This is a genomic window from Streptomyces sp. NPDC046939 (assembly GCF_040644575.1).
Classification (GTDB): domain Bacteria; phylum Actinomycetota; class Actinomycetes; order Streptomycetales; family Streptomycetaceae; genus Streptomyces.
In genome coordinates, this window is record NZ_JBEYWV010000004.1 from 303,447 (window position 1) to 310,954 (window position 7,508).

5 protein-coding genes and 1 rRNA gene are annotated in these 7,508 nt (G+C 71.5%); 2 read left to right on the forward strand and 4 right to left on the reverse strand.

Going from position 1 to position 7,508, the window contains the following annotated elements; all coding sequences use genetic code 11:
• Window positions 1–190 precede the first annotated feature (190 nt).
• Together ABZ877_RS06875 and glgB are read left to right on the forward strand one after the other, a co-directional pair.
• Window positions 191–1,558 carry a maltokinase gene (locus tag ABZ877_RS06875; RefSeq protein WP_361065522.1) on the forward strand — a complete coding sequence of 456 codons (1,368 nt, stop codon included), beginning with the start codon at window positions 191–193 and terminating at the stop codon, window positions 1,556–1,558.
• A gap of 68 nt (window positions 1,559–1,626) precedes the next feature.
• The gene (gene glgB / locus ABZ877_RS06880) at window positions 1,627–3,873 is read left to right on the forward strand and encodes a 1,4-alpha-glucan branching enzyme (protein WP_361065525.1); all 2,247 of its coding nucleotides are present in this window, start codon (window positions 1,627–1,629) and stop codon (window positions 3,871–3,873) included.
• A 71-nt stretch (window positions 3,874–3,944) separates the two neighbouring features.
• On the opposite strand, the gene ABZ877_RS06885 is transcribed toward glgB, so the two are convergent.
• The 4 genes from ABZ877_RS06885 to rrf all read right to left on the reverse strand — a co-directional run.
• Complete coding sequence (locus ABZ877_RS06885) at window positions 3,945–6,179, reverse strand: AAA family ATPase (protein ID WP_361065574.1); 2,235 nt, start codon at window positions 6,177–6,179, stop codon at window positions 3,945–3,947.
• A gap of 167 nt (window positions 6,180–6,346) precedes the next feature.
• Window positions 6,347–6,661, reverse strand: coding sequence for a thioredoxin (trxA, locus tag ABZ877_RS06890; RefSeq protein WP_361065528.1), 315 nt, complete (start codon window positions 6,659–6,661; stop codon window positions 6,347–6,349).
• Window positions 6,662–6,665: 4 nt separating this feature from the next.
• Window positions 6,666–7,094 (reverse strand): MerR family transcriptional regulator, encoded by a 429-nt coding sequence (locus ABZ877_RS06895; protein ID WP_361065531.1) that lies wholly within the window; start codon window positions 7,092–7,094, stop codon window positions 6,666–6,668.
• 331 nt (window positions 7,095–7,425) lie between these two features.
• Window positions 7,426–7,508 (reverse strand): 5S ribosomal RNA (gene rrf / locus ABZ877_RS06900); the annotation flags it as partial.

Sequence of the window (7,508 nt, forward strand, 5' to 3'; positions counted from 1 at the left end):
GCCCCGGGGCCCGGGGCGGGAGAGCCGAATCCTCCGGTTTTCCTCCCCGCGCCCGGGGCACTCCTACACGCATACCCGGCACGTCCCCGTCTCCGGGCAGCTCGTCCTCGCAGCAGCTCCTCGTAACAGCATCTCGGCACCCGGGCCCGCGCGCACCTCCCGGCGCACCCCGGGGGAAGGACGCGACGCCATGTCGGAAACCGCAGCCCGGCCCGCCACATCGACACTGGGCCACTCCGAGCTGCTCAGCTCCCTCGACCCGCTGCTGCGGGAGTGGCTGCCGCGCCAGCGGTGGTTCGCCGGGAAGGGCCGCCCGGTCACCGAGCTGACCCTCGACTCGGTCACCGAACTGCGGCCCGACGCGACGCTGTTGCACTTACTGCTGCGCGCCCACCAGCCCCCCGCGGACGAGGGCCCAGGCGACTGCTACCAGCTCCTCATCGGCACCGCCGACGCCCTGCCCCCGCACCTCGCGCCCGCGATCATCGGCCACATCACCCGCGGCCCCCTCACCGGCCGCACCGCGTACGAGGCCCTGCACGACCCGCGCCAGACCGCCGTCCTCCTCGAACGCCTCCGCCTGCCCGGCACCCTCGGCGCACTGAGCTTCCACCGCGAGCCGGACGGCCGAATACCCGACGACCTCACGCCCCGCCCGCTCGCCGCCGAACAGTCCAACTCCTCCGTCGTCTACGGCGACGCGCTCATCGCCAAGGTCTTCCGCCGCGTCCTGCCCGGCACCAACCCCGACCTCGAACTCCCCCTCGCGCTCGCCCACGAGGGCTGCGACCGCGTCCCCGCCCCCGTCGCCTGGTACGAGAGCGCCGACGGCGAGACCACGCTCGGCGTGCTCCAGCCCTACCTCGCAGGCGCCGCCGACGGCTTCGACCTCGCCCTCAAGCACCTCGTCGAGCAGCGGGACTTCACCGCCGAGGCCCGCGAACTGGGCCGCGCCACCGCCGAGGTGCACACCGCCCTCGCCCGCGCGCTGCCCACCGTCACCTACACCCGCGTCCAGCTCGAACAGCTCGCCGCGACGATGACCCGCCGCCTGGAGACCACCGCCCAGCAGGTCCCCGCGCTCCACCCCTACGTGCCCGGCCTGCGCACCGCGTTCGAGGCGCTCGCCGACCTCGCCGCCGAGGGCCGCACCTGGCGGGCCCAGCGCGTCCACGGCGACCTCCACCTCGGCCAGTGCCTGCGCGACCCCTCCGGCTTCTGGCGCCTCATCGACTTCGAGGGCGAACCGTCCCGCCCCCTCGCCGAGCGCCGCATGCCGCACCCCCCGCACCGCGACGTCGCCGGGATGCTCCGCTCCTTCGACTACGCCGCCCGCTCGCACCGCCCCTGGAACCCCGAGTGGTCCGACGCCTGCCGCGCCGCGTACTGCGCGGGCTACGCGTCCGCCTCCGGCCGCGACCCGCGCACCGAGCCCGTCCTGCTGCGGGCCTACGAAACGGACAAGGCGGTGTACGAGGCCCTGTACGAGGCCCGGCACCGGCCGGACTGGCTGCCCGTGCCGATGGCGGCACTGGCCCGCCTGGCAGAGCGGCCCTGACCCCGACCCCGCCCCCACGCACGGCACCACCGGCAGAACGGCTAACGGCTAACAAGGAGGCCCCGCCCGTGACCCGCCGCCCGACCGAACACCCGCCCGAGGTCAGCAGCTGCGTACCGCAGAGCGACCGCGAGCGCCTCCTCTCGGCCACCCATCACGACCCGCACTCGGTCCTGGGCGCCCACCCCGTCGCCACCGGCATCGCCTTCCGCGCGTGGCGCCCCTACGCCGAGAAGGTCACCGTCACCACCCCGGAGGGCCTGCGCACCGAGCTGCACGACGACGGCGACGGCTTCTTCTCCGCGCTGCTCCCGCCCGAGGCCGCCTGGTCCGCCCCCGCGTCCCCCGCCTCCTCCCCGTACACGCTGGAGATCACCTACGGCGACACCGTCCAGCGCATCGCCGACGCCTACTCCCTGCTGCCCTCCCTCGGCGAACTCGACCTCCACCTCATCGGCGAGGGCCGCCACGAGCAGTTGTGGACGGCGCTCGGCGCCCGCGTCATGGAGCACCAGGGCATCCAGGGCACCCGCTTCACCGTCTGGGCGCCCAACGCGCGCGGCGTCCGCGTCGTCGGCGGCTTCAACTACTGGGACGGCGCCGCCCACAGCATGCGCTCCCTCGGCTCCTCCGGGATCTGGGAACTGTTCGTCCCCGACATCGGCGAGGGCGAGCTGTACAAGTACGAGATCACCCGGCCCGACGGCAGCAAGACCCAGCGCGCCGACCCGCTCGCCACCCGCACCGAGGTACCACCGGCGAACTCCTCCGTCGTGCACGTCCCGCACCACGTCTGGCACGACGACGAATGGCTGCGGGCGCGCGGCGAACGGCCCGCGCACGAGGCACCGTTCTCCGTCTACGAGGTGCATCTGCCGTCCTGGCGGCCCGGCCTCACCTACCGGCAACTGGCCGAGGAGCTGCCGCGGTACGTCGCCGACCTCGGGTTCACCCATGTCGAGCTGATGCCCGTCGCCGAGCACCCCTTCGGCGGCTCCTGGGGCTACCAGGTCACCGGGTTCTACGCGCCCACCGCCCGGCTCGGCACCCCCGACGACTTCAAGTTCCTCGTCGACGCCCTCCACCAGGCCGGCATCGGCGTCCTCATGGACTGGGTCCCCGCCCACTTCCCGCGCGACGACTGGGCGCTCGCCGAGTTCGACGGACGGCCCCTGTACGAGCACGAGGACCCGCTGCGCGCCGCCCACCCCGACTGGGGCACGCTGGAGTTCGACTACGGACGCAACGAAGTACGGAACTTCCTGGTGGCCAACGCCCTGTACTGGTGCGAGGAGTTCCACATCGACGGGCTCCGCGTCGACGCCGTCGCCTCCATGCTCTACCTCGACTACTCGCGCGAGGACGGGCAGTGGACGCCGAACCAGCACGGCGGCCGGGAGAACCTCGACGCCGTCTCCTTCCTCCAGGAGATGAACGCCACCCTGTACCGGCGCGTCCCCGGCGTCGTCACCATCGCCGAGGAATCCACCGCCTGGGACGGGGTGACCCGCGCGACCCACCACATCGGGCCCGGCGGCTTCGGCGGGCTCGGGTTCGGGCTGAAGTGGAACATGGGGTGGATGCACGATTCGCTGGACTATCTGGCCCATGAGCCCGTGCACCGCAAGTACCACCACCACGAGATGACCTTCTCGATGGTGTACGCCTACAGCGAGAACTACGTGCTGCCCATCTCCCACGACGAAGTCGTGCACGGGAAGAAGTCCCTGGTCAGCAAGATGCCCGGCGACTGGTGGCAGCAGCGCGCCACCCTCCGGGCCTATCTGGGCTTCATGTGGGCCCACCCCGGCAAGCAGCTCCTGTTCATGGGGCAGGAGTTCGCGCAGGGCGCCGAGTGGTCCGAGGCGCGCGGGCCCGACTGGTGGCTCCTCGACCCTGAGTACGGCGCCGAGGCCGACCATCGCGGGGTGCGGGATCTGACGCGCGACCTCAACGCCGCGTACCGGGAGACGCCGGCCCTGTGGGAACGGGACACCGACCCGGCCGGGTTCTCATGGATCGCCGGGGACGCCGTCGAGGACAACGTCTTCGCGTTCCTGCGGCACGACGCCGACGGGAACCCGTTGCTGGCCGTCTCCAACTTCTCGCCCGTGGTGCGGCAGGAGTACCGGCTGGGGGTGCCGGGGGATGTGCCAGCCTGGCACGAGGTGCTGAACACCGATGCGGTGCGGTACGGGGGTGGGGGCGTGGGGAATCCCGAGCCGGTCAAGCCCGATGACGTGGGGGCGCACGGGCGTCCCGCGAGCATCAGGCTGACGTTGCCTCCGCTGGCTACGGTGTGGTTGAGGCCGTGAGGCCTTGAGGCCTTGAGGGGCGTGGGGAACTGCGCGACCAGCCACGACGGCGCAGTTCCCCGCCATACCTCCTAATCCGCTACGGCGAGCCGCTGGAGCGCCGAAGGCAGCTCCCCCGAGTGCACGACCCCGAGGGTCTGCGTCGCCCTGGTCAGCGCCACATACAGGTCGCTCAGCCCGAATTCGCCCGGCTCGACCACGATGACCCGGTCGAACTCCAGACCCTTCGCCTGACGCGGGTCCAGCAGGACCAGGTGCCTGGTCAGGTCCGGTTCGGCCTCCGCCGAGATGCCGGGCAACCGCGCGGCCAGCGCCTCGCGGAGACCGCGTGGTGCGATCACCGCCAAGCGGCCCTCGGTGGGGGTCTCCGCCGCCGCGATCTCCGCCACCGCCGACGCGATGTCACCGGTCACCGCCCGGCGCCACGGCCGTACGCCCGTCGACCGGACGGAGGACGGCGGTACGAACTCCGGGTGCGCCTCGCGCAGCACCGCCGCCGCCACGTCCATGATCTCGGACGGCGTACGGTAGTTGACCCCGAGCCGCGTGTGCTCGAAGCGGTCCTCCACGTACGGCGCGAGGATCTTGTCCCACGCCCCGACGCCCGCCTCCTCGGCGGTCTGCGCCGGGTCGCCGACCAGCGTCATCGAGCGCGTCGGCGAACGCCGCATCAGCAGCCGCCACGCCATCGGCGACAACTCCTGCGCCTCGTCCACGATGATGTGCCCGAACGCCCACGTCCGGTCCGCCGCCGCCCGCTCCGCCGCGCTGCGGTGGTCCTCCTCCTCGTACCAGTCCGCGACCCGGTCCGCGTCGACGATGTCGTGCGCCGCGAGCACCTCCGACTCGTCCTCGTCCTCGAACTCGTACGTCTCCGAGCCCTTCGACAGGTCGAGCACACCCTGCGCGTACGCGATCCTCTCCTGCCGCGCCGCCTCCGCCGCCGCCCGCTCCGCCGAGTCGTCGTGGCCCAGCAGCTCCGCCGCCTCGTCGAGCAGCGGTACGTCCGCCGGGGTCCAGTCCGCCGGGCCCGTCGCCGCCCTGCGGATCGCCTCCGCCTCGTCGTCCTCGATGTGTACGGGGTCCGCCAAGTACTCCGCCACTACTCGTTCCGGCGTCAGCGTCGGCCACAGCTCCTCGATCGCCGCGTGCACCTCCGCGCTCGCCGCCACGCCCTTGCTCAATTGGGCCAGGTCGTCCGGGCCCAGGAAGTTCGGGCCGCCGTACGGGTCCGCGCCGATCCGCTCCGCGAGCTGCGCCGTCAGCGCGTCCAGGATCCTGAACGCGAAGTGCGGCCTCGCCAAATTGTGCGGCAGCCTTGTGTCCCTGGCCGCCTGCCGGGCCTCGTACGCGATCTCCCAGTCCAGGATCAGATCGCCGTCGTCGTGCCGGATGACGAGCGGGGCGCCCGGCTCGGGGATCTGCTGCCGGTCCCGGACGGCTCGCTCCAGCGCCTCCGCCATGTGTGCCGCGCCCTTGACCGCCGCCGCCCGCGCCGTGTCCTTCGCCGTCGCGTGGACCCCCGGGAACAGCTCGCCGACCGTCGCGAGCAACACGCCCGTCTCGCCCAGCGCCGGCAGCACCTCGCTGATGTAGGAGAGGAACGCCGGGTTCGGGCCCACGATCAGCACCGCCCGCTTCGCGAGCAGCTCCCTGTGCTCGTACAGCAGGAACGCCGCCCTGTGCAGCGCCACCGCCGTCTTGCCCGTGCCCGGGCCGCCCTCCACGACCAGGACGCCCCTGTGGTCGTGCCGGATGATCCGGTCCTGCTCCGCCTGGATCGTCCGCACGATGTCGCCCATGCGGCCCGTGCGGGCCGAGTTCAGCGCGGCGAGGAGTACGGCGTCGCCGCTCGGGTCCTCGAAGCCCGTGCGCTCGTCGTCGCCCAGGTCCAGGATCTCGTCGTGCAGCTCCGTGACCGTGCGACCGTGGGTGGTGAGGTGGCGGCGACGGCGCAATCCCATGGGGACGTGGCCCGTCGCCAGATAGAACGGGCGGGCCACCGGCGCGCGCCAATCGATCAGAATCGGGGTGTGTTCCGTGTCGTCGTCCCTGATTCCGATACGGCCGATGTGGTGCGTCACGCCGTCCGTGAGATCGATACGGCCGAAACACAGCGAACCGTCGACCGCGTTCAGCGCGGCGAGCAGGCCCGAGCGCTCCACGACCAGCAGGTCGCGCTCCAGGCGGGCCTGCTGACCTGTGCCGACGGGCGTCAAGGCGTCCGTGACCGAGTCCGCGGCGGCGCCGCGCAGCGCGTCGACCCGCGCGTAGAGCCGGTCGATGAATTCCTGTTCCTTTTGCAGTTCTTTCTGCGGTGCGGCGGATTCCCGGCTTGACAAAACTGCTCCCTGCCCGGTACGGTGTGTTTAGTTGGCCCCCGGTGAGGGGCCTTTTCTGTGGGCACACAGAAACACCGAATATACCCCGGGCAGGGGGTAATTCCAAGCCGTTCCGGGTTTCCAGGTGGCTTCTAGACGGTGCCCGACAATTCCTCGAGCAGGCGGCGCTTCGGCCTCGCTCCCACGCGGGACCAGACCGGCTCCCCCTCCTTGAAGACCATCAGGGTCGGCATCGAGAGCACGTTGTACTTCGCCGCCGTCTCCGGGTTGGCGTCCACGTCGATCGCCACCACGTCCAGGCGGTCCTTCTCCTCCTGGGCGATCGACTTCAGCACCGGGGCCAGTTGCCTGCACGGGCCGCACCACTCGGCCGTGAACTCCACCAGTACGGGGAGCTCCGCCTTGAGCACCTGCTCGTCGAAGTCGGCGTCCGTCACGTCCCGCATCTCGTTACTCCTCTTGTCGGTGTCGTCGTTGCTCGCTGAGTTCGCAGCGCGGCGCGGGGGCCTCCGCGGCCAGCGCCTGGACCGCCTGCTCGGCGCGCTGCAACTGCGCCCCGACCTTCGCTCGTACGGCGGTCAACTCGGCGATGAGCGCGTCCAGTTCGGTGAGCTTGTTGCGGTACACGGCGAGGGACGCCGGGCAGGAGTCGCCCTCCGGGTGGCCTGCGCGCAGGCACTCCACGAAGGGGCGGGTCTCCTCCAGGTCGAACCCGAAGTCCTGCAACGTACGGATCTGGCGCAGCGCGCGCAGGTCCGCCTCGTCGTAGGTGCGGTAGCCGTTGCCGCCGCGCCGCGCGGGGAGCAACCCGCGCGACTCGTAGTACCTGAGCGTCCGCGTGGTCGTACCGGCGCGGGCCGCGAGCTCTCCGATGCGCATGCCTATGACGGTAGACGTTGACGCCGACGTCAAGGCCAGTGCCTGTCCGGGAGCGCGATGAAGGGAGGGTGGCCGTCTGCGCTCGTCGGGCGGCTTTCCGCCGTCTCCGACAGGTGTCGGGTCGGGTACGGTGCCGCCCGGGGCATGTCCGTGCTCGCCATCTTGATGGCATCGCCGGCTGCTTCGCGCCTCGTCACCGCGTGAACTGTGCTGCGCGCGCACATACCCCGACCGGCCCCTCCCGTCTCGTACGCGACTGAAGGTGTGCGAACCGTCTGCAAACGCAGAAAAGCCCCGTGCCGAATGGCACGGGGCTTTTCCTTAACAATTAGTTCGGCGGCGTCCTACTCTCCCACAGGGTCCCCCCTGCAGTACCATCGGCGCTGTGAGGCTTAGCTTCCGGGTTCGGAATGT

Coding starts and splice junctions, on each gene's coding strand:
- ABZ877_RS06875 (WP_361065522.1), top strand. CDS start 191: ATGTCGGAAACCGCAGCCCGGCCCGCCACATCGACACTGGGCCACTCC.
- trxA (WP_361065528.1), bottom strand. CDS start 6,661: ATGCGGGACGTGACGGACGCCGACTTCGACGAGCAGGTGCTCAAGGCG.
- ABZ877_RS06895 (WP_361065531.1), bottom strand. CDS start 7,094: ATGCGCATCGGAGAGCTCGCGGCCCGCGCCGGTACGACCACGCGGACG.